The organism is Burkholderia lata, from assembly GCF_902499025.1.
Taxonomy (GTDB): Bacteria; Pseudomonadota; Gammaproteobacteria; order Burkholderiales; family Burkholderiaceae; genus Burkholderia; species Burkholderia lata_C.
In genome coordinates, this window is the sequence record NZ_CABVPW010000027.1 from 77,795 (window position 1) to 98,147 (window position 20,353).

At 66.6% G+C, this 20,353-nt stretch carries 17 protein-coding genes; 7 read left to right on the forward strand and 10 right to left on the reverse strand.

What is annotated here, in order from left to right; all coding sequences use genetic code 11:
• The first annotated feature begins 48 nt into the window (after positions 1–48).
• A complete protein-coding gene (locus BDI24065_RS25665; protein ID WP_175033617.1) occupies positions 49–1,161 on the forward strand; it encodes a porin in 1,113 nt (370 codons plus the stop codon).
• Positions 1,162–1,220: 59 nt separating this feature from the next.
• On the opposite strand, the gene BDI24065_RS25670 is transcribed toward BDI24065_RS25665, so the two are convergent.
• From BDI24065_RS25670 to BDI24065_RS25690, 5 genes are all read right to left on the reverse strand, one after another.
• On the reverse strand, positions 1,221–2,312 hold the full coding sequence (locus tag BDI24065_RS25670) for a porin (protein WP_175033618.1): 1,092 nt from the start codon (positions 2,310–2,312) through the stop codon (positions 1,221–1,223).
• Between the two features lie 175 nt (positions 2,313–2,487).
• Positions 2,488–3,210 carry an SDR family NAD(P)-dependent oxidoreductase gene (locus BDI24065_RS25675; protein WP_175033619.1) on the reverse strand — a complete coding sequence of 241 codons (723 nt, stop codon included), beginning with the start codon at positions 3,208–3,210 and terminating at the stop codon, positions 2,488–2,490.
• Positions 3,188–4,309 carry a 2,3-butanediol dehydrogenase gene (locus BDI24065_RS25680; RefSeq protein WP_175033620.1) on the reverse strand — a complete coding sequence of 374 codons (1,122 nt, stop codon included), beginning with the start codon at positions 4,307–4,309 and terminating at the stop codon, positions 3,188–3,190. Before BDI24065_RS25680 ends, BDI24065_RS25675 begins: the two co-directional genes overlap by 23 nt.
• Position 4,310: 1 nt before the next feature.
• Positions 4,311–5,615 (reverse strand): MFS transporter, encoded by a 1,305-nt coding sequence (locus tag BDI24065_RS25685; protein WP_175033621.1) that lies wholly within the window; start codon positions 5,613–5,615, stop codon positions 4,311–4,313.
• 18 nt (positions 5,616–5,633) lie between these two features.
• On the reverse strand, positions 5,634–6,167 hold the full coding sequence (locus tag BDI24065_RS25690) for a 2,4'-dihydroxyacetophenone dioxygenase family protein (RefSeq protein WP_175033622.1): 534 nt from the start codon (positions 6,165–6,167) through the stop codon (positions 5,634–5,636).
• A 178-nt stretch (positions 6,168–6,345) separates the two neighbouring features.
• Here BDI24065_RS25690 and BDI24065_RS25695 point away from each other — a divergent pair, with 178 nt between their 5' ends.
• Entirely contained in the window at positions 6,346–7,326 is a 981-nt protein-coding gene (locus BDI24065_RS25695; RefSeq protein ID WP_175033623.1) for a helix-turn-helix domain-containing protein, read from the forward strand.
• A 92-nt stretch (positions 7,327–7,418) separates the two neighbouring features.
• Here the strand turns inward: BDI24065_RS25695 and BDI24065_RS25700 are convergent, their stop codons facing one another.
• From BDI24065_RS25700 to BDI24065_RS25715, 4 genes are all read right to left on the reverse strand, one after another.
• The gene (locus BDI24065_RS25700; RefSeq protein ID WP_175033624.1) at positions 7,419–8,984 is read right to left on the reverse strand and encodes a GMC family oxidoreductase; all 1,566 of its coding nucleotides are present in this window, start codon (positions 8,982–8,984) and stop codon (positions 7,419–7,421) included.
• A gap of 145 nt (positions 8,985–9,129) precedes the next feature.
• The gene (locus BDI24065_RS25705; protein ID WP_175033625.1) at positions 9,130–10,104 is read right to left on the reverse strand and encodes a helix-turn-helix domain-containing protein; all 975 of its coding nucleotides are present in this window, start codon (positions 10,102–10,104) and stop codon (positions 9,130–9,132) included.
• Positions 10,105–10,339: 235 nt separating this feature from the next.
• A complete protein-coding gene (locus BDI24065_RS25710; RefSeq protein ID WP_175033626.1) occupies positions 10,340–11,128 on the reverse strand; it encodes a hypothetical protein in 789 nt (262 codons plus the stop codon).
• A 219-nt stretch (positions 11,129–11,347) separates the two neighbouring features.
• Positions 11,348–12,295 carry an aldo/keto reductase gene (locus tag BDI24065_RS25715; protein WP_175033627.1) on the reverse strand — a complete coding sequence of 316 codons (948 nt, stop codon included), beginning with the start codon at positions 12,293–12,295 and terminating at the stop codon, positions 11,348–11,350.
• A gap of 355 nt (positions 12,296–12,650) precedes the next feature.
• Between BDI24065_RS25715 and BDI24065_RS25720 the strand changes: the two genes are divergently transcribed.
• From BDI24065_RS25720 to BDI24065_RS25735, 4 genes are all read left to right on the forward strand, one after another.
• On the forward strand, positions 12,651–15,155 hold the full coding sequence (locus tag BDI24065_RS25720; RefSeq protein WP_175033628.1) for a type VI secretion system Vgr family protein: 2,505 nt from the start codon (positions 12,651–12,653) through the stop codon (positions 15,153–15,155).
• 13 nt (positions 15,156–15,168) lie between these two features.
• On the forward strand, positions 15,169–16,071 hold the full coding sequence (locus BDI24065_RS25725; RefSeq protein WP_175033629.1) for a DUF4123 domain-containing protein: 903 nt from the start codon (positions 15,169–15,171) through the stop codon (positions 16,069–16,071).
• A gap of 92 nt (positions 16,072–16,163) precedes the next feature.
• On the forward strand, positions 16,164–16,841 hold the full coding sequence (locus tag BDI24065_RS25730) for a DUF3304 domain-containing protein (protein WP_175033630.1): 678 nt from the start codon (positions 16,164–16,166) through the stop codon (positions 16,839–16,841).
• A gap of 36 nt (positions 16,842–16,877) precedes the next feature.
• Entirely contained in the window at positions 16,878–18,620 is a 1,743-nt protein-coding gene (locus BDI24065_RS25735; RefSeq protein ID WP_175033631.1) for a T6SS phospholipase effector Tle1-like catalytic domain-containing protein, read from the forward strand.
• Between the two features lie 69 nt (positions 18,621–18,689).
• Here BDI24065_RS25735 and BDI24065_RS25740 read toward each other — a convergent pair whose 3' ends face one another.
• Positions 18,690–19,310: a LysE/ArgO family amino acid transporter gene (locus BDI24065_RS25740; RefSeq protein WP_060357193.1), complete on the reverse strand. Its 621-nt coding sequence runs from the start codon at positions 19,308–19,310 to the stop codon at positions 18,690–18,692.
• Positions 19,311–19,420: 110 nt separating this feature from the next.
• Here BDI24065_RS25740 and BDI24065_RS25745 point away from each other — a divergent pair, with 110 nt between their 5' ends.
• Positions 19,421–20,314, forward strand: a complete 894-nt coding sequence (locus BDI24065_RS25745; RefSeq protein WP_122948404.1) for a LysR family transcriptional regulator ArgP — start codon at positions 19,421–19,423, stop codon at positions 20,312–20,314.
• The last annotated feature ends 39 nt before the right edge of the window (positions 20,315–20,353 follow it).

The following is a 20,353-nucleotide window of genomic DNA, read 5'->3' on the forward strand; positions in this document are numbered from 1 at the left end:
CGGAATCCTAACGATGTGCGACGTCAACCTTCTTGCTCGGGGAATCGAATGAAAAAGCGTCTGGCATGGCCTTGCCTGTCTCTGGTGCTGGCTGGAGCAGCGCATGCTCAAAGCAGCATGACGATGTACGGGCTGCTGTCGGAAGGTGTCGTGTACACCAGCAACGCCGGCGGGCATCAGCAGTGGCGGCTGGCCAGCGGCGTCCAGCAGGCGCCGCGATGGGGGATCACCGGCAAGGAGGATCTGGGGGGCGGCAACCGGGCGATCTTCACGCTGGAGAACGGGTTCAACCTGTCGAACGGTACGCTGGGCCAGGGCGGGCGCCTGTTCGGGCGGCAAGCGTTCGTGGGCCTGGCCAACGAGCGCCTCGGTCAGCTCACGTTCGGCCGGCAGAACAACACGATGTCGCAGACGCTCGCCCCTTACATGGCCGCCGTGCAGTTTGCGACTTACGGGTCGCCGATCGGCGACAACGACAACGTATTTCCGACCTTCCGCACGAACAATACGGTTCAGTACAAAAGCCCGGAGATCGCCGGTTTTCAGTTGCTGTCGGCCTATGCGCTGTCGAACATGGCGGGCGGTTTTGCCGTCAACCGCGATTTCAACGCCGGATTGATCTATACGAACGGGCCCTTGAGCGCCGGTATCGCCTATCACGAGGTCAACCGGCCGAACGATGCGGCCAATCCGTCAGGGGCAGTGTCGGGCGACTACGGCTTCACGACGCCGTTCATGACGAGTACGACGGGCGCGGACGTCGACAAGCAGCAGATGGCCGGTATCGGCGGATCCTATGCGATCGGCTCCGCAAAGGTGTCGCTGCTGTTCACGCATGTCTTGTTCGACTACGTCGATCAATCGCGGCTCAGGCTCAGCAACTACCAATTGACGGTCACCGACTATCTGTCGCCGACCGTCCTGATCGGCATGGGCTACATCTACACCGCGGGCCGTTATCAGCCGACCGGCAAGGCGCCGAAATGGCACCAGGTGGACGCCGGCATCGACTGGTTCCTGTCGAAGCGAACCGACCTCTTCCTGGTCGGCATTGTCCAGAAAGCCGCCGGTGACGCGCAGTTCGCACAGATCTTCTCCAACGCGCCATCGAATTCGCGGCAGCAGGTTTCCGTGTCGATCGGCATGCGGCACAAGTTCTGAGCCGGCGGCTTCCAGCGAGGCTGGATCGACCGTCTCCGTGAAGACGGTCGCCACGCCGCTCAGAACCGCGTGCTGAACCCGATCCGCGCGATCGACTGCAGTGCGCCGCTCGACGCTCCGTTCGCGTCCATCACGCCGTTGATCTGCGCATTGCTGCCGTGGTTGGCGCGCTGATGCACGCCCGCCACGTACACCATCGTGCGCTTCGACAGCCAGTACTGGACGGCGGCCAGGAACTGGTGCGCGTGCGCGTTGTCGAGCGTGTCGTTGCCCTTCATGTACGTGTAGCTCGCGCCGACCACCCATGCCGGCGACGGCCGCCATGCGGCACCGGCTTCCGCCGACCACGCGCCCGCGCCGTTCTGCGCGTTGTGTACGGTCGTGAAGAGCGCTTTCCCCGTGACCGTGCCGAGCGTGTAGTGCACGCCCGCGCCCCAGTTGCGCACGCTGGTCGGCGGCAGCCCGTCCGTCGCGCCGTACTTCTGGTTCGTATAAGCCGCGCCCGCGCCGAACGGGCCGTTGTCGTAGCTCGCACCGACGCTGACCGTGTTGTTCGCGCCCACCGACCCGGCGACGTTCCCGAAGCCGTACAGCGCGCCGAAGGTCAGGCCCGACAGCGACGGGCTCGTGTACTTGACCGAATTCGCGACGCGATTGCTGCCCGCGACGCGATCCCAGTCGAATGCGCCGGTCGGGTTGTTCGGCAACGCGAGCTTGTCGAATGGCCCGTTGCGAAAGCCGTACAGGCCGACGAGATCCTGCGCGATCTCGTTGCCGCTCGCGGCCAGCGCATCGACCATGAATTCGTACTGGTTGCCGAGCGTCAGCTTGCCGTAGCGGTCGTTTTCCACGCCGACATAGGCCTGGCGCGCGAACAGTCCGCCGCCGATGATCGAGCCGTTGCCGAGCGAATACTGGTTGACGAGCCGGAAGATCGCGCGCGTGCCCGCGCCGAGATCCTCCTTGCCTTCGAAACCGAGCAGGTTCGGGAAGAAGATGTTGTCGTCGAACTTCGCTGCGCCGTGGCCGCCTTGATTGCTGACATAGCTGATGCCGGCATCCATCAGCCCGAACATCGTCACGCTGCTCTGCGCGAACGATGCGGCGGGAAGGGCGCACGCCGCGAGCGCCAGAAGGGTCTTTTTCGTCATCTCCAATGTGCTCCTCACATGTTCCGATCGGATCGGATATTTTTTGATTGGACTACTGATTGATATGAACAAAGATGAATCGGGGAATTCCCGATTCAGTGACAAGCTGAGGAAACCGGTGTGCGACGGGCATCGACAGAAATCACGCGCGTGCCGATGCCCGTTCAGCAGCGTGCTAGACCGTCGAATACCCGCCGTCCACCGGCACGACCGCACCGGTCACGAACGACGCGCCAGGCGAGCACAGGAACAGGATCACGTCCGCGACTTCGTCGGCCGTGCCCCAGCGCCCGAGCGGCGTGCGTTCGAGGATGCGTCGCGATGCCTGCGTGTCGGCCTTCAGGCCGCTGCTGAGTGGCGTGTCGATCCAGCCGGGCGCAACCGCGTTCACGCGGATGCCGCGATCGGCCCACGCCTGCGCGAGCGAGCGCGTGAGCTGCGCGATGCCGCCCTTGCTCGCGCTGTACGCGGGGCGGTCCTTGCTGCCGAAGTACGTGTACATCGACGCGACATTGACGATGCTGCCGCCGTGCGCCGACAGTGCCGGCCGCGCGGCGTCGGACGCACGCATCACCGACGTCAGGTTCACGTTCAGCACGAGCTCGAACTGGTCCATCCGGTACTCGTCCGCGTGCCGGCTGATGCCGACACCGTTGACGAGCACGTCGAGCCGCGGCAGCGCCGCGATTGTGCGCGTCAGCGCGTCGCTGTCGGTCACATCGAGTTCCATGCAGCGGATGCCCGCATGCGCGGGCGCATGCGGGCCGGCCGCATCGAGCCCGAGCGCGACAACCGACGCGCCGGCTTGCGCGAACCGCATCGCCGTGCGCGCACCGATGCCCGACGTGCCGCCCGTCACGACGACGGACTGGCCTTCAAACGCCCACTGACGACTCATGCTCGACGCTCCCGATGGTGTGTGCGCGACGGGCCGGCCGTTGCGCGGGTGAAACGAGGATCTTGATCTGCGCGCGGTCGGCGAGCAGCGCGTCGAAGCCGTCGGCGACGGCGTCTTCGAGCGATACGGTGCGCGTGACGATCGACGTGAGGTCGAGTGCACCCGACGCGACGATGCGCAGCAGGTCTTCGTACGCGTGCCGGTAGCCGACGCTCGCCGTGAAGGTCAGCTCGTCGTTGACCGCGCGGAACGCGTCGAAGCCCGCATGCGGCATCAGGCCGACCATCACGACGCGGCCGCCCTTGCGCAGCGCGTGCATCGCCGCTTCGAACGTTGTCTGCAACCCGGCCGCCTCGAAACTCGCATCGACGCCGAGCCCGCCCGTGGCTGCGCGGATCGCATCCTGCAGCGCGGGGGCACCGAGTGCGCGTGCGTCGAACGTATGCGTTGCGCCGAAGCGCGCGGCCGCCGCGAGCCGTTCGGGCGAGACGTCGACGGCCACGATCGTGGTCGCCCCCTGCAGCTTCGCGAGCATGATCAGCAACAGGCCGATCGGCCCGAGCCCGAACACCGCGCAGGTCTCGCCGAGCCGCAGTTCGCCACGCCGCAACGCGTGCAGCGCAACGGCCGCCGGCTCCATCACCGCCGCCTGTTCGAGACTGACGCTGTCGGGCAGGCGATGCAGCATGTACGCGGGCACGACCGCGAAGTCGGCCATGCCGCCGTCGCCCATCAGCCCGGCGAAGCCCATCGACACGCACAGGTTGTACGACCCCGAGCGGCAATACGCGCACTGGCTGCAGCGATACTCGGGCTCGACCGCGACGCGATCGCCCGCGCGCAGCGCCGTCACACCGGCGCCGACTTCGACGACGGTGCCGCAGAACTCGTGGCCGAGCGTCAGCGGCGCGGTGCGGCGCGACAGCGGATGCGGCAAGTCGACGGGAATCGCGTGCGGGCCGTCCGCATATTCGTGCAGGTCGCTGCCGCAGATCCCGCAATACGCGATCGCGATGCGCACGTCGCCGGGGCCGACGCGCGGCGTGTCGATTTCCACGAGACGGACGTCGCGCGGGCCATGCCATTGAAGTGCCCGCATGTCAGCGCCCTCCGAGGTTTTGTGCATCGAGACGGCTCGCGGCCGTGCCGGCGAGGGCGCGCTTGCGGAGTACGGCGGGCGCCGTTTCGACGAGGCCGAACGACAGCACGCACGCGAGGATCGCGCCGGCAGCCGACGTCCACATCGCGAACTGCAGGCCGTACTTGTCCGCCGCGAAGCCGGCGACGGTCGGTGCAACGAAGCCGCCGATCAGCTCGCCCGCGCCCATGATCAGGCCGAGCGCGCTGGCGATCGCGCGCGGCGGCACCGTTTCGGCGGGAATCGTCGCCATGAACAGCGTGAAGCAGCCGAGGCCCGTGTACGTGGCGAACACGAGCGCGCCGAGCGCCCACAGCGAGCCGGCCTGCATCATCACGATCGGGCACACGGCCGCGATCAGCGCGAACGCGATCATCGTCGGCTTGCGGCCGATCCGGTCGGAGATCGCCGGCACCGCGAAGCCCCAGAACACCCACGCGGCGCCGAGGCAGGTCATCACGACGCCCATGTCGGCCGGCGACAGGTGGCGGCTTTCCACGAGGAACACCGGCGCGAACGAGATGATCACGATGAACCACGTGAGAAAGAAGCAGCTGATCAGCATGCAGAGCAGGATGTTGCGTTCCTTCAGCAGCGCCCAGCGGCTGACTGCCGCGCCGCTCGCGGCCGGCGCGCCGGCGGTATCGGCCTGCGCGTGCCGCACGCCGCCGGGCGGCACTTCGCGCACCCAGCGCCAGATGCAGAGCGCGATCAGGAAGCCCGGAATGCACGATACGTAGAACGCCTCGCGCCAGCCGTACGTGGTCGCGATGCCGATGACCACCGGCGGGCCGATCATCGCGCCGAGCAGGCCGGCGGCGGAGCCTTGCAGCAGGCCCATGTTCAGCCCGCGGCGGCTCGGCGTCGAGCTTTCGACCATCAGCGATTGCGACAGCGGCAGCACGGGGCCTTCGGCGATGCCCATCAGCGCGCGGAATGCGATCAGGCTCGCGAAGCCGCCGACGAGCCCCGACAGCGCCGAACACACGGAAAAGCCGAGCACGGCCGCGATCAGTAGCGGCTTGCGCGTGCCGCGCGCGTCGGACCACGCGCCGGTCGCGGCGCCGGACAATGCCCACGTGAGCGCGAGCGCGGACGACACCATGCCGAGCTGCGTGTTCGTCAGGTGCAGCTCGGCCGACATGAACGGGAACAGGAACGACAGCGCGAGGCGGTCGAAGAACACGAAGCCGAACGTCATGAACAGGATCAGCAGCAGCCTGTTCTCGTACGTCCAGGCGGATCGGGAGGAGGAAGCGGATGTCATGGTGAGCCTCGCCGCGAGTCAGCGGAACAGCTTCTCGATCGCTTGCGCGCCGAGGCCGACCTTCTCGTAATGCGCCTTGCACATCGCGATGTACGAGTGCACGTCGAAGTAGCCGTCGGGGTTGCCTGCGTCGTCGAGCCAGATCAGCGGCCCCTTGACGATGAAGAACGCGCGCATCGGCTCCGGGTGATCGAAGGCCACGAGCGTGTGGCCCTCGCCCGGCGTCTCGTATACGAAATCGCCGCGCGTCGCGGTCCACTCGTGCTCCAGATAGCCCCACTTGCCCGACAGCGTGTAAGCGAACACCTCGTGCGGGTGATAGTGCCGGTTCACGAGCCCGGCTTCCTTGGCCATCAGGATGTCGCACCATTTGTTCTGCGACGGCGAGATCCACAGCGGCCGCGACGAAACCGTTTCGGTGAACGGAACGTAATAGCGCTCGTCGTCGGTGGCCGCGTTCGCGATGTACGCTTCGGGCAGCGCATCGGGCTTGAACGGATTGGCAATCGGCGGGATGTTTTGCCAGAATTCGGCTACGGCTTTGTCGACCACGGTTTGTCTCCTGGTGTATGAGTTGTCGTGGGCTCGACTTTAGCCAGCCGGTGCGCGCCGCTCTTGACTGGGCTGGACGAATTGCTTGACCGCGCCGGACATTGCATCGCACCAAAATCCGGACGAACCATCCCCCAATCCGTGCCGCTCCGCACGACAGGCGCCCGCAGGAGGCGACGTGACGAATACGACCGTTTTTTCCCGCACGCGAGGCTCGACAGCCGACGTGCCGGTGCGCGACAGGATGGCGTACTGGGATGCGTTCAATGCGGCGACGCTGGTCGGGCTGCGCTGCTCGTCGCTGTCGCCGGCCGGGCTCGAGGTCGAGAAGACCGATATCTCGCTGCCGGGCCTGGGCATCGCGGACATCAGCGGCCAGGATCACGTGATCGAGCGCAGCCCCGCTTTGGTGCGCCAGTTGCCGAAGGAGTCGCTGTTTGCGTGCCAGCTTCTAAGCGGGCGCGCGTATTTCATCCAGCGGGACCGCTGCCTGCTGGCGGACGCCGGCGATGTCGTCGTCTACGACACGCGCGTGCCTTATCTGTTCGGATTCCTGACGCCGATGCGGCAGCTGCTGATCGATATCCCGATCACGACGTTCGACGACCGGCTCGATGCGGAACTGGCGGCGCTGCCGCTGCGGATCGCGCCGAAGCCGGGCGCGGGCGCGATGCTCGGCACGACGTTGCGCGCGAGCGTCGAGCGCTTCATGAAGGATCCGGTCGAGCGCGACGCCGCGCGGTTCGCCGAACACACGCGCACGCTGATCGCGGAACTCATCGATGCGGAGGTGAACGGTGCGGGCGCTTCGCGCGCGTCGTTGTCGTATCTGCTGACCGCGAAGCAGTACATCGCGACGCATCTCGGCGACCCGGAACTCGGGCCGCAGGCAGTCGCCGACGCGGTCGGGCTGTCGCTGCGGCATCTGAGCCGGCTCTTCGCGGCCGAAGGCGAGTCGATCACGCAACACATCTGGTCGGAACGCCTGTCGCATGCGTATCGCGAGCTGACCGATGCGCGGCTGCGCAAGACGAGCGTTGGCGAAATCGCGTTTCGCTGGGGCTTTTCGAGCCAGGCGCACTTCAGCCGTGCGATTCGCGACCGCTACGGTGCGTCGCCGATGGCGCTGCGCGAGGCGGCGCGCGCGGACGGGGGCTGACTGCGGCAGTCGATGCAGGTGGAGCGGCGGCGCGTGTTTCACGCGCCGTCTTTTTATTGTCGTGAACGAAAACGCCCGCGCGCCGTGTCGCGTTACTCCGCCAGCATGAACTCGGCACAGCGCTCCGCGATCATGATCGTCGGCGCGTTCGTATTGCCGGACACGATGCGCGGCATCACCGACGCATCGCAGATCCGCAGTCCGTCGACGCCTCGTACCGCGAGGCGCGGCGTGACGACCGCATGCTCGTCGTTGCCCATGCGGCAGGTGCCGGCCGGGTGATAGACGGTCTTCGCGCGGTGCCGCACATAGTCGGCGAGTGCCGTCTCGGTCAGTGCCTCGGCTTCGCGCACGATGCGGGCGAGCGACGGCGCGCGAATGATCTGCCGGGCGAGCGCGACGCCGCGTACGAGGCCGTTGACGTCGGCCGGATCGGACAGCGCGCCGCTGTCGAACAGGATCGGTGCGGCCGGATCGTTGCCGCGCAGTTGCACGGAACCGCGCGAGCGCGGCCTGAGCAGGCACGGGTTGATCGACAGGCCGTGGCCGGGCAGCGGCTCGCGATCGACGTCGCCGACGAGCGTCGGCAGCACGTGGAACTGGATGTCCGGGCGGCCGCTGCCGGTCGTGTCGACGAACGCGCCGGATTCGACGACGTTCGACGTCAGCAGGCCCGTGCGGCACAGCATCCACTGCAGCCCGTGCCGCAACGCCTTCAGCCCGCGATCCTCGCCCAGCAGGCTGACGGGCGCGTGGCTGCGGCCGTAGATCGAGACTTCGAGATGATCCTGGTAGTTCGCGCCGACGTCGCGGCTGTCGTGCAGCACGTCGATGCCGTGCGCGTGCAGGTGCGCGCCGGGCCCGATGCCCGACAGCATCAGCAGCTTCGGCGTGCTCAGCGCACCGGCCGCGAGCACGACGTCGGCGCGCGCGGTGGCCGCACCCGTCGCGCCGCTTTCCGTCCGCCATTCGACGCCGGTCGCGCGCCGGCCGTCGAACCGGATGCGTGTCACGCGGCAGCCGGTCAGCACGCGCAGGTTCGGGTGGCCGATCGCGTCGGCGAGATAGGTGGCCGCGGTACTGCCGCGCTGCCCGTCGAAGATCGTCGTGTGATAGAAGCCGACGCCATGTTGCGCGGCGCCGTTGAAGTCGTCGTTGTACGCGATGCCGGTTTCCTGCGCGGCCTTCACGAACGCGAGGCTCAACGGATGCCGGAAGCGCGTGTCGCCGACCTTCAGCGGCCCGTCGATGCCGTGAAACGGCTCGGAGAGCCGCAGGTGCGATTCGGCGCGCTTGAACACGGGCAGCACGTCGTCCCAGCCCCAGCCCGTGCAGCCGAGCGCGGCCCAGTCGTCGTAGTCGTCGCGCGTGCCGCGCACGTACAGCATCGCGTTGACCGAACTGCCGCCGCCGAGCGTGCGGCCCTGCGGCACGTAGGTCTTGCGTCCGGCGGCACCGGCTTGCGGCTCGCTCTCGAACGTGACCGTGCGCCGCGTGCCCAGCACGCGGATGAACGTCGCCGGAATCCGGATGAACAGGCTGTCGTCCTTCGGGCCGTCCTCGAGCAGCAGCACGCGCCTGCCGGCCTTCACCAGCCGATGCGCGACCGTGCAGCCGGCCGAACCGCCGCCGACGACGATATGGTCGTACGTCTCCATCCCGCTTCTTCTCCTTGCTGTCGGGCGGCGAAACGAGTGCCGCCGCGCAGGAAGCCAGCTTAGCGACCGCTATGCGGCCCCATTTGACCGGGACGGACGCCGTGCTTGCCTCGCCGGGACACGGCGGCGGCGGGCGGGCGGCGGGCTAGCGCGCGTCGGCCGGCGCCGGCGCGCGGGTATCGGTCGGCGTCTCGCCGAAGCGCGCGCGATAGCTGCGGCTGAAGTGCGCGCTGTTGTTGAAGCCCCAGCGGAACGCGATCTCGCTGACCGTCAGGTGCTTCAGCGACCGGTCGCGCAGGTCGGCACGGCAGCGCTCGAGCCGCCGCGCGAGGATGTAGCGCGTGAGCGGCATCCCTTCGATTTCGAAGACGCGCGCGAGCTGGCGCGGCGACAGGTTGATCGCGCGGCTCACCGACTGGCTGTCGAGGTCGTCGTCGGCGAGATGGCTGTCGATGAACGCCTTGGCGCGCGACAGCGTGTGGACGGTCGACTTGGTCGGGGACGCGTCGCCGTCGCGCAGCCGCAGCATCGACTGCACGAGATCGAGGATCGCGGCAGCGCGCCGTTCGCGCGCATCGTGCGTTGGCTCCTGCGGCGCCGCGAGCAGCGCGTACACCTGCCGCACGGCCCACGACGCGACGCCGTCGTCACGATCGATCTTGACGAGGCTGCGGTAGCGCCACGGGCCGACGCGCGCCTCGAATACGTCGCGCGGCACGTCGAGCACGGTCATCGCCATGTCGGCGGGAAAGCCGTGGCCGTAGGGCATCGACGTGTCGTAGAGGACGAGATCGCCGGGCCCGTGCTGCATGCAGTCGACGTCCTGGAACGTATAGCCTTGCCCGGCGTGCATCAGGCAGATGAACACGGCGTCGCGCTGGTCCGCATGGATGTTGTGCGACGTGCGCACGACCGCATGCCGGTTCGCGACGATGTCGCATGCGCGGAACAGCCCGAGGTCGCGCTTGCGCAGCGTCGCGTCGATGCCTTCCGACGACTTGCCGCTGCATTCGATCCGCACGAGCGTGCGAGCGACATGGTCGACCCAGAAGTCGACGCGTTCGTGGCCGCGTACGGCGCGCGTCGAGATCGTGGCGATCTCCGTGCTGGTGTCCGGCATGACGTTCTCCCAATGACCGCTCGAGCGGCGCAGTCTCGGGCACGTCGAATGGCGCGGTCAATCCGTGAAAGACCCGGGACAGGCGTGTGATCCGCTTGCAGCGGGGCGCTGCGCCGGCAAGCGCGATCGATGTCCGGCTGAGTCAACACGAGTGGCCATGCCGGTCAAAACGCGATGGCGGTTTTCGGCTATGTAGCGTGCATTTCGCTACGCACGGGAGACGGGTGACGCCGGCTTACTTTGACGAAGACGATTGCAGCCCGAGCGACACGTCCTGCTCGTAACCCATCTTGCCGCCGCGGAACTCGACGCTGACGTAGCCGGCCCGCCGTGCGTCGGCGACGTTCGCGTAGATCGACGTCATCACCATGCCCGCGTCGCAGTCGAGCGGGATCGTGCGGTCGACGCGGCCCGTCGCGATGTTCACGGCCCGCAGCGACTGCATCGCAATGCCGCATTTGTCGGACAGCGCATAGACGCCGACCAGCATGTGCGTCTTCGTGCGATACCACATCGGAATATCGACGGTGCCGTCGATCTGGAGGTGATCCTGATCGTTGTCGTTCAGTCGACCGACTTCGTTCAGCGTGATCGGGAATGTCTTGCGACCGTCGTCCCAGGTGCCGGTCGCCGTTTTACCGGAGACGGTCAGCGCGATCGGGCAAGGCTTCGGCCGCGATGGCGATGCGGCCGGTACGACCGGCGAGTCGGCGTTCGATGCGGGCGACGATGCTTCGCACAGCGTCACGCGGCCGTCGGGCTCTCGGTGGCCCTGCAACGGGATCGGCTTGCGATGCGCGTCGTAGTAGTAGCTGCCGTCGACGCGCCAGCGGCCCGCGTCGTTGCGGTTGATCCGGTCGTAGGTCTGCAGCGATACGTGGACGGGTGCATTGCCGATCGTGCCGGTGTAGTTCGCGACCTCGTACCAGCCTGCGTAAGACGCGGCCGGCGCGCCCGCGAGCAGCGCGGCGAGCATGGCGGTGAACGGGGGGACGTAGCGGGCGCGATGGGTGTTCCGGGGCATGGGCGGTTTTTGTGCGTGGTGTCGGTTCGGGCATCACGGATATCGGTACGGCCGTGTCGAGCCGTGCGGCGGGCCGCCCGGACGCACGCCATTGTATCCATCCGCCGCTTACGAATTACCCGCCCCCGCGAATGCGGCGACGAGGGCGCGTAGATGACACGGGCCGGTCGCGGAACCGCACGGACTGCGCGATCCGATCGACCGGCCACCGCCAAGACTTCAGCCCGCGCTGGCCTCGTCGATCCGGCGAATGTCGTCCTGATCGAGCTGAACGCGGATCGCTTCGCCGAGCGATGCCAACTGCGCCAGCGACGTCGCGCTGGCGATCGGCGCGGTGATCGTCGGCCGTGCGATCTGCCATGCGAGCGCGATCGCGGCCGGCTGCGTGCCGTGCTTCGCCGCCACCGCATCGAGTGCCGCCAGAATACGCAGCCCGCGTTCATTGAGATAACCGGCGACGCGATCGCCGCGCACGCTCTTCTTCAGGTCGGCCTCGCTGCGGTACTTGCCCGACAGGAAACCGCTCGCGAGCGCGTAATAGTTGACGACACCGAGCTTCAGGTCGCGCACGACCGGTTCGAGATCGCGTTCGTAGTCGGCGCGGTCGAGCAGGTTGTATTCGGGCTGGATGACCTGGTACGCGGGCAGGCCGTCGCGCTTGCTGACGTCGGCGGCTTCACGCAGGCGCGCGCCGCTGTAGTTCGATGCGCCGATGATCCGCACCTTGCCCGCGTCGATCAGCGATTGATAGGCGCCGAGCGTTTCCTCGAGCGGGGCCGTATCGGCGAGATCGCTGTGCGAGAAATACAGGTCGATGTAGTCGGTCTGCAGGCGGCGCAGCGAATCGTCGGCGGCTTTCAGGATGTTGTCGCGGGTCAGCCCGGCGCGCGCGGCCAGCAGGCCGACCTTGGTCGAGATCACGACCTGTTCGCGCTTGCCGGAACGCTTGAGCCACTTGCCGATGATCGTTTCCGATTCACCGCCGCTGTTGCCGGGGGCCCAGGCCGAATAGACGTCGGCCGTGTCGATGAAGTTGATGCCGGCGTCGGCGAGCGCGTCGAGCAGCGCAAACGACGTGTTCTCGTCGACGGTCCAGCCGAAGACGTTGCCGCCGAACGCGAGCGGCGAAACCTGGATGGTCGACGTGCCGAGGGTGCGTAGTGCCATGTTTCTCTCCGGGTGCTGCGAGGTGAGTGGATTGGACTGCGGGAGATGAAGCCGGTCGCGTTGAGACGGCCGGGCGCGGCATCAGGTTCCTCCCACCGCACGCAAAACGGCGTGTTCCGAGGCCGTGTGTCGCGATGCCGGATCAAGCGGCGTCATCGTGGATGCGCCTTCCGTTCGAGCGCCGCCCGGTACGCGCCAAGATCTTGTATTTATTACCGATTTCCTCGTGTGAAGCGAAGAAATTACCGGGTGCGTCGGCGTTGTCGCCGGTCAGTGTCTACGATATCCTTTCATCCCAAAATTATGGGAGGCAGCAGGCCGCTGCCATACGAACGAAAAACATTCTGAGGCGGTCATGGCTGACCCTGCGGCATTCATTCGAACTCCGTTTTTCCTGCAAGACAAGCGCCTGCTCACGCTGTCTTTCCCTCACGACGACGCACCCTCGGTCACCGACTCGTACGGCCGGCATCGTCCGGCGCGGCTGGTCGCCGAGCGGCTCGTCGCGCACGAGGGGCTCGGGATCGACTTCACGTTCGAACTGACGCTGTTGTCCGGCGAGGCGGGCGTCACGCTGGTCGACATGCTGGGCAAACTGCTCGCGGTGTCGATGGTGCGCCCCGATGGCGGTCTGCGGCATTTCACCGGCTATTGCACGGAGTTTTCGCTCGTCCGCAACGACGACTCGATCGCGGAATATCGTGCGGTGCTGCGCCCGTGGAGCCACTTCCTGCGGACCCGCGTCAACAACCGCCTGTTCCTCGGGCAGTCGCTCCAGCAGCAGATCGGCACGCTGCTCGCCGATTACCAGGCACTCGCACCGTCCTGGGACTGGCGCGTGCGCGGCGACGATCCCGCGCGCACCATGAACGTCCAGGGCGGAGGGCTCGGCGAAAGCGACTGGAACTACATCGTTCGCCATCTGGAAGCCGTCGGCTTCCTGTACTGGTGGGAGCACGACGAGAAAGGCCTGAAGCTGGTCGTCGGTGACGACAGCACGGTGCAGTGCCCGGCCATCGACGGCCGCTCGCCGGAGATCCGCTTCCAGACGCACGACGGCCCGATGGCCGCGGACGCCATTTCGCAATGGTCCGCGGTACGGTCGCTGTCCGCGGGCAGTTACAGCGCGACGGCGTTCGACTTCAAGGCGCCGCATCCCGCCAATGCGCAGATTCCGACGCTGCACCCGCCGGGTATCGCGCCGCAGGTCGAGCACCACGAATACGTCGGGCACTATGGTTTCGTGAAAGACGCGCGCGCCGGCGATGCGCTGGCTCGCGTGCGCATGGAAGAGATCGAGGCGGCGGCATCGCGTTTCGACGCGGCCGGCAATCATCACGGCATCCTGCCCGGGCGCTGGTTCCAGCTGTCCGATCACTTCAGCGTGTCGTCGGGCAGCCCGGAGGATCACCGCTACCTGATTCTCGAAGCCCGGCACGAAGCGGCGAACAATTACCTGCAGGCCGACGGCAAGCCGGAGTATCGCAACCGCTTCGTCGCCGGCCTGCGGCATACGCCGTGGCGCCCGGGCCGCGGCTTCAACAGCGAACCCGTGCGTGTGCTGGCGCCGCAAACCGCGACCGTCGCGGGTGCGAAGGGCGCTGGCAGCGTCGACGTCGACGAGTACGGCCGGGTCTGCATCGTGTACCACTGGGATCGCGCGGCACAGACCAGCGCACGGATTCGTGTGGCCGCCGGCTGGGCCGGTGGCGAGAAGGGCATGATTGCCCATCCGCGCGTGGGCAGCGAGGTGCTGGTGATGTGCCTCGACGGCAATCCCGACCGGCCCGTCGTGTCGGGCACCACGTACAACGCGGAACGGATGCCGCCGTGGGCGCTTCCGGACCAGCAGGTGCTGACGGGGCTGCGCAGCCGCGAGTTGTCGGGCGACAGCGGCAATGCCGCGGGCGGACGTTCGAATCACGTGCTGCTCGACGACACGCCGCAACAGCTCCAGCTCAAGCTGCGCAGCGATACCGACGCGAGCGAACTGACGCTGGGGCACAACGTCCGCATCGACAAGACGCAGGGGCGCACCGATCAGCGCGCGCGTGGTTTCGAATTGCGGACCGACGCGCACGGCGCGGTGCGGGCCGCCAAGGGCCTGCTGGTGACCAGCGAGGCGCGTTACGACGCGCGGGCCCATGCGACCGACCTCGACGAGACCGCCGCGCGCCTCGAGAAGGCGCACGATCTGCATGAATCGCTGTCGGGTGCCGCGCATGACGTGAAGGCGCAGGAGGCCGGCGACCAGGATGCCGTCCATCAGGCGCTCAGGACGCAGAACGACGGCCTCAAGGGTAGCGGCGGGAATCCGCAGCAGGGCGAGTTTCCGGAATTCGCGCAGCCGTTCCTGGCACTCGCCAGCCCGGCCGGCATCCTGGCCACGACGACGGGGTCGACCCATGTCGCGAGTGACCAGCACGTTGCGCTGACGAGCGGCGCCCATACGAGCATCGCCGCGGGCAAGAGCATGCTGGTCAGTGCGCAGGAGGCGGTACGCGTCGCCGCATTCGAGAAGGGCATCCGGCTGGTGGCCGCCGCCGCGGACATCGACATCCAGGCGCTGAAGGACAGCATCAACGTGCTGGCCAAGCTGGATGTGAAGGTGGATGCGAACCGCATCACCATCACCGCCAAGGAAGAAGTCCTGATCAATGGCGGGACCAGCTATACGCGCTGGAACGGCAGCGGCATCGTCCATGGGACCAAGGGCGAATGGACGGCGCATGCCGCGTCGCATACGTTCATCGGGCCGGACAGCCTGCCGGTGCCCGCACAGGCGTTCCCGGGAACGGCATGCGCACCGTGCATGGTCAATGCGGCGTCGATGGCGTCGCCATTCGCGGCCAAGGCTTGAGACAGGGCACCGCATGACGAACGAGTTGAAGGCCGCGCAGGCGGTCGATGTGCTTCAGGCCGCATTGTCCTCACAGGACGGGCTGCGTGCTTACGTCCTGATCGACGGTGCGTTGCTGAATGCATTGCCGGATGAAGAAAAGGCGTCATGGCCTGCGTTTGTCGCGGCATCGCTGCTCGACAACGCCGACGACGATGCGAGAGTCGTCGGGCCGCTGCTGTTCGAATGGCAGCCTGACGATGACAGCGCCGATGCGGTGGGCGAGACCGGGCCGCGTGACATTCCGTGGCAGGCGGCGAGCGTGCTGGTTTCGCCATTGACGCTCGCGCAACTGGCTGCGCATCTCGCGCCGATGGTGGATGTTCAGCTCGAGCAGATGGAGAGCGCGATGCTGATGCGCTTCTTCGATCCGCGCGTGTTCCCGTTCTGGCTCGAGATTCTGCCCGCGGCGCATCGCGCGTATCTGGCGCAAGGTGTGCGGCACTGGATTCATCTGGATACCGGATTGCAGATCCGGACGGCGGAAATCGCCGTGCCGGCCAACGTCAAGCAGGCTGCCGAGTTTCCGCTGCAGTTGTCCCAGGCACAGGAGGACGACCTGCTGGCTGCCTGTTATCCGTACACGATGATCGAGCGGCTGCGCGCCGAGAAGCCCGCGCTGCTGGCGTCGTTGCCGGCCGCGCAGCACTACGGTTTCGTGCGCGATCAGCTTGCGCGGTGTCAGGCGCATGGCGCGGAAAGCGCGGCGTCGCTGCTGATTTACTGCGAACTGGCGCTACGGTACGGCCCGCGCTTCGACGAGCATCCGGCGATGGCCGCCGTGTTCGACGCGGTGGCGCAAGGGCAGGATTTTCCGCAGGCACTGGGGCTTGTGCCGGTGGAAAGCTGGCGGCAGATGCAGGAAGTGGCGGGTTAGCGGCACAGGCGTGGCGCGTTGCCTTTATCGGGCTGGTTGGATGGACGAATAGGCCCCTGAATGAAATCGATTGGGAAAGAAGGATGTTCAACATGAACCGCTGCTGGATCGCTTTGCTGTCCGTGATGGTGTTTTCCACGGCCGCATGCAGCAAGACCACGGGCGATGCCGAAAAGGAAAGCCTGGCGCCCGGCGACGCGAACAAGTGGAATGACCCGAACTACGACGTGATCACGGCGGGGTCCTTCAACTATACGGACTCCGATATCTACGGCGTCTACCTGCTGCCGCCGGACAAGAACAGCCTCGACGATGCGGCAAGCGCAGACGGGGCGAGTGCCACGCCGCGGAACGCGACACGCTGGACAGGCGGCGGCGGGCAGAGACCGAGCCTCGCATGGGATCTTCGCTGGACCACCCCCCGCAAGTTCAAGGTGTGGTGGGAGCGGGTGGTCGACAAGCGCGCATTGGACGCGTCGTCGCCGGATTACGACGAATACACGCATCGCGAAACCCGGCCCGGGATGGCGTGGTGTGAAGGCGAGATCACGATCACGCGTCCGCCCGTCAAGGGCAAGACCGGCGGTATCGTGTTGCACTTCTTCCCCGATGGCCATGTGGAAGGCGACATGAATTTCCAGGTCGATGGCCCGGATCCGAAGGTGGCGCTTGCAACGCGCGACGCGCAGCACAAGCTGACCGGCCGTGCCTGCCTGAAGGAAATTCCCAATCCGTTCTATGGGCGCAAGAAGCCGACCCAATGGAATTGACGTTGGCTGCATTGCCGGAACAGGAGCGAAACCGCCATGAGCAATCCCCCCATCATCAGACGCATCTCGGATCTCACTCCCGCCGAGGATGCGATCCGAAGCGCCCAGCGCGAGATTCTTGATCCGCTGCTGATCGAGCAATGCAAGGAGTGCCCGAAGCCCGTGTGGTTCACGGCCTTCTTCGACGGAACGGGCAACAACTTCGACCAGGATGGCCGCGGGTTGAAGGATGTCAGACTGACCAAGTACAGCAATATCGCGAAGCTCTGGCAGTTTGCGCATGCCAAGGACAACGCGTTTCCCCGGACTGTCGCACGGTATGTCGAAGGGGTCGGCACGCCGTGCAGCAAAGTGGGCGATAGCGGAAAAGGTCTCGATAACGCGCTCGGCATGGCTGCCGCGAGAAAAGGCGAGTTGCGCATCCGATGGATGCTCGACGAGCTCGACAAGCACGTGACCGGTCACATGCCGGCGGTGAGCCAGATCAACCTGGCCGTATTCGGCTTCTCGCGCGGCGCGACGGAAGCGCGTGCCTTCGTTCGCATGCTGACCGAGCAACTCGCCGAGAATATCGGCGGGCGGCTCTGGTGGAACAAGAAGAACATGAAGGGGCATCGCCCCGAAGTGGTGGTCTACTTCCTTGGCATTCTCGATACGGTGTCGTCGACCGGTTTCGGCGGCAGCCGCCTCGAGACTGCGGCACCCGTCATCGTCATGCCTTTGCTCGGACCGTTCGGACCGTACGCCGGCGGTTACCTGGCCTACATCAACAAGGGCGGTCACGCTGAGTGGGCGAACGATCTCCGCATTCCGGGCTATGTGCGGCAGTGCGTTCACTATGTGGCTTCGCAGGAGGTCCGGGAAAAATTCCCAAGCGACTCGGTGCGGGAAGACCAGAAGATTCCAGCGAACTGCCGCGAAGTGTACTACCCGGGCATGCACTCGGACGTAGGCGGTGGTTACGAGCGCAATTACCAGGAAGGTCGAACCAATGAGCTGGCCAACGTCGCGCTGAACAATCTCTATATCGAAGCCTGGAAAGCCGGTGTCCCGTTCCGTTCACCGCAGGAGGTGATGGCGGACGCCGGGCAGCTGTTCGAGATTTCGAAGGACCTTGAGGCGGCCTGGGATGTCTACATGGGCCAGGGAGGTGTCAAGAGCGCGGGAGTGGCGCCGAACAGCGACAGGCTCGAGGCGCAGATCATCTGGCACATGAACCGCTATTACCAGTGGCGGGCCAGCAGAAGCCGACGTCTGAAAGACGGACGCCTGAAACCGCCGGGTGGCGTGGACGATCATATGGCCATTACCGATCGCGAGTGGAATTACGATACGGATTGCCTGCGTCACGCGAACGGCGGATATCTGACTGTCTCTGTTTCGGAGCAGGAAAAAGCCATCGATGCGGCCGTCCGGGTCACCGGCAACTGGCTGGGGAGTATCGATCCGGCGGCGCGCGCGACCTTCGACAAGTTCTTCGATCACTACGTGCACGACTCGATTGCCGGCTTCAAGAAGCAGATGGAAGACGGATACGTCGGCCCTGCCGAAATGAGCCGCTGGACGGTCAACCGACAGTACTTCATGGGCAAGCGTGGCAACAGGTTCCTGTACTGGCGCTACGAAGGCGACAAGGCCGAGCGTGCCGCCACGCAAGTGGCCAAGGCCGATCCAGCCAAGCAGCAGGACCCGACGGCGGCCAACGAGCCTCAGCTCGCCAGCAACCAGCCCGCGACGACCGGCAGCGATGCGCTGCCCGATGCGACGTCGACCGCCTGACGCCGCACGCGACCGCGAGCGGACAACCTGACGTCGCGGCAGACCGGATCTGCCGCGACACTTCCTTCCTTACCGCAACTGCACGGCCGCGAGAAACAGCACCATGCTGCCGATCGCGCCGTCCAGCACGCGCCACGCCACGGCCTTGCGGAACCACGGCGCCAGCAGTCGCGCACCGTAGCCGAGCCCGAGGAACCACACGACGCTGACCGACATCGCGCCGATCGCGAACGCGAGCCGCGCGCCTTCCGGCTCGCGTGCGCCGGCCGTGCCGATCAGCAGGAACGTGTCGAGATACACGTGCGGGTTGAGCCACGTGAACGCGAGCGTCATCAGCACGATCGCGAGGCCGCTCTGCGGCGGCGGCGCGACCGCGTCGCCGCGTACGTCGAGGGTCTCGTGGCCCGGCTTGAACGCGCGGCGCAGCGCGTTGATGCCGAACCACGCGAGATACGCGAGGCCGACGTACAGCACCGCGTGAACGAAGGTCGGGTAGCGTTCGACGAGCACCGATGCGCCGCCGACGCCCGCGCCGATCAGGATCATGTCGGACAGCGCGCACAGCAGCACGATCTTGCCGACGTGCGAGCGCATGATGCCCTGCCGCAGCACGAAGGCGTTCTGCGCGCCGATGGTGACGATGAGCGAGCCGCAGAGTGCGGCGCCGTGGGAAAAAGCGAGCCAGTTCATGATGGGTGACAGCAGTGGAAGCAGTAGACGGATGAATCGGGTAGCGCTAGTCTGCGGTCAGCATGAAGATAAGAGAAGCTAAATCCCCTAATGCCGATTAAGGAAATCTAATGCTCGACTACGCGTTGCTCGATGCCCTCGCGGCCGTGATCCGGCACGGCTCGTTCGAGCGTGCGGCCAAGGAGCTGAATGTCACCGCGTCGGCCGTGTCGCAGCGCGTGAAACTGCTGGAGGAGCGGGTCGGCAGCGTGCTCGTCAAGCGCGGGCAGCCGTGCGTCGCGACGACGTCGGGTGCGCTGCTGTGCCGGCATACCGAGCGCGTGCAACTGCTCGAGGCCGAGCTGGGCGGCCGGATGCCGGCGCTGCCGGGCCAGATCGCGAGCGCGTGGCCGACGTTGCGCGTGGCCGTCAACGACGACAGCGTCGCGACGTGGTTCATCGACGCGGTCGGGCCGTTCTGCACGGAGCGCGAGACGTTGCTCGACCTCGTGATCGACGACCAGGACTACACGGCCTCGCGCATTCGCGACGGCAGCGTGCAGGGCGCCGTGACCGCGCAGGCCGAGCCGATCCAGGGATGCCGGTCGGAGCGGCTCGGGCGCATCCGCTATCGCGCGGTGTGCTCGCCGGCGTTTTACGAACGCTACTTCGACGCGGGCATCACGCGCGATGCGCTGCGCCGCGCGCCGTGCGTGATGTTCAATCCGAAGGACGGGCTGCAGGCGCGTTTCATCCGGCGCGTGACGCGTGCGGATCTCGATCCGCCGCAGCACTGGATACCGCACGTTGCGGGCTACCTGCGTGCGTGCGAAACGGGATTGGGCTGGGGAATGTGTCCGGACCGGATGGTCGATCGCCAGCTGGCGGCGGGCGAACTGGTCGACATGTCGCGCGGGCGAACCGTCGACATCGACCTGTACTGGCAGAGCTGGCGCCTGTCGATCGGCTGGCTCGACGATTTCAGCGCGGCGCTGAAGGCGCGCGCCGCGCTGTTTCTCGACTGATCGATGACGCGAGGCGGGCGGCGCGCAAGCGGTGCGCGC

Coding starts and splice junctions, on each gene's coding strand:
- BDI24065_RS25710 (WP_175033626.1), bottom strand. CDS start 11,128: ATGCCCCGGAACACCCATCGCGCCCGCTACGTCCCCCCGTTCACCGCC.
- BDI24065_RS25725 (WP_175033629.1), top strand. CDS start 15,169: ATGACGAACGAGTTGAAGGCCGCGCAGGCGGTCGATGTGCTTCAGGCC.
- BDI24065_RS25715 (WP_175033627.1), bottom strand. CDS start 12,295: ATGGCACTACGCACCCTCGGCACGTCGACCATCCAGGTTTCGCCGCTC.
- BDI24065_RS25665 (WP_175033617.1), top strand. CDS start 49: ATGAAAAAGCGTCTGGCATGGCCTTGCCTGTCTCTGGTGCTGGCTGGA.
- BDI24065_RS25735 (WP_175033631.1), top strand. CDS start 16,878: ATGAGCAATCCCCCCATCATCAGACGCATCTCGGATCTCACTCCCGCC.
- BDI24065_RS25670 (WP_175033618.1), bottom strand. CDS start 2,312: ATGACGAAAAAGACCCTTCTGGCGCTCGCGGCGTGCGCCCTTCCCGCC.
- BDI24065_RS25705 (WP_175033625.1), bottom strand. CDS start 10,104: ATGCCGGACACCAGCACGGAGATCGCCACGATCTCGACGCGCGCCGTA.
- BDI24065_RS25700 (WP_175033624.1), bottom strand. CDS start 8,984: ATGGAGACGTACGACCATATCGTCGTCGGCGGCGGTTCGGCCGGCTGC.
- BDI24065_RS25675 (WP_175033619.1), bottom strand. CDS start 3,210: ATGAGTCGTCAGTGGGCGTTTGAAGGCCAGTCCGTCGTCGTGACGGGC.
- BDI24065_RS25740 (WP_060357193.1), bottom strand. CDS start 19,310: ATGAACTGGCTCGCTTTTTCCCACGGCGCCGCACTCTGCGGCTCGCTC.
- BDI24065_RS25680 (WP_175033620.1), bottom strand. CDS start 4,309: ATGCGGGCACTTCAATGGCATGGCCCGCGCGACGTCCGTCTCGTGGAA.
- BDI24065_RS25720 (WP_175033628.1), top strand. CDS start 12,651: ATGGCTGACCCTGCGGCATTCATTCGAACTCCGTTTTTCCTGCAAGAC.
- BDI24065_RS25730 (WP_175033630.1), top strand. CDS start 16,164: ATGAACCGCTGCTGGATCGCTTTGCTGTCCGTGATGGTGTTTTCCACG.
- BDI24065_RS25745 (WP_122948404.1), top strand. CDS start 19,421: ATGCTCGACTACGCGTTGCTCGATGCCCTCGCGGCCGTGATCCGGCAC.
- BDI24065_RS25685 (WP_175033621.1), bottom strand. CDS start 5,615: ATGACATCCGCTTCCTCCTCCCGATCCGCCTGGACGTACGAGAACAGG.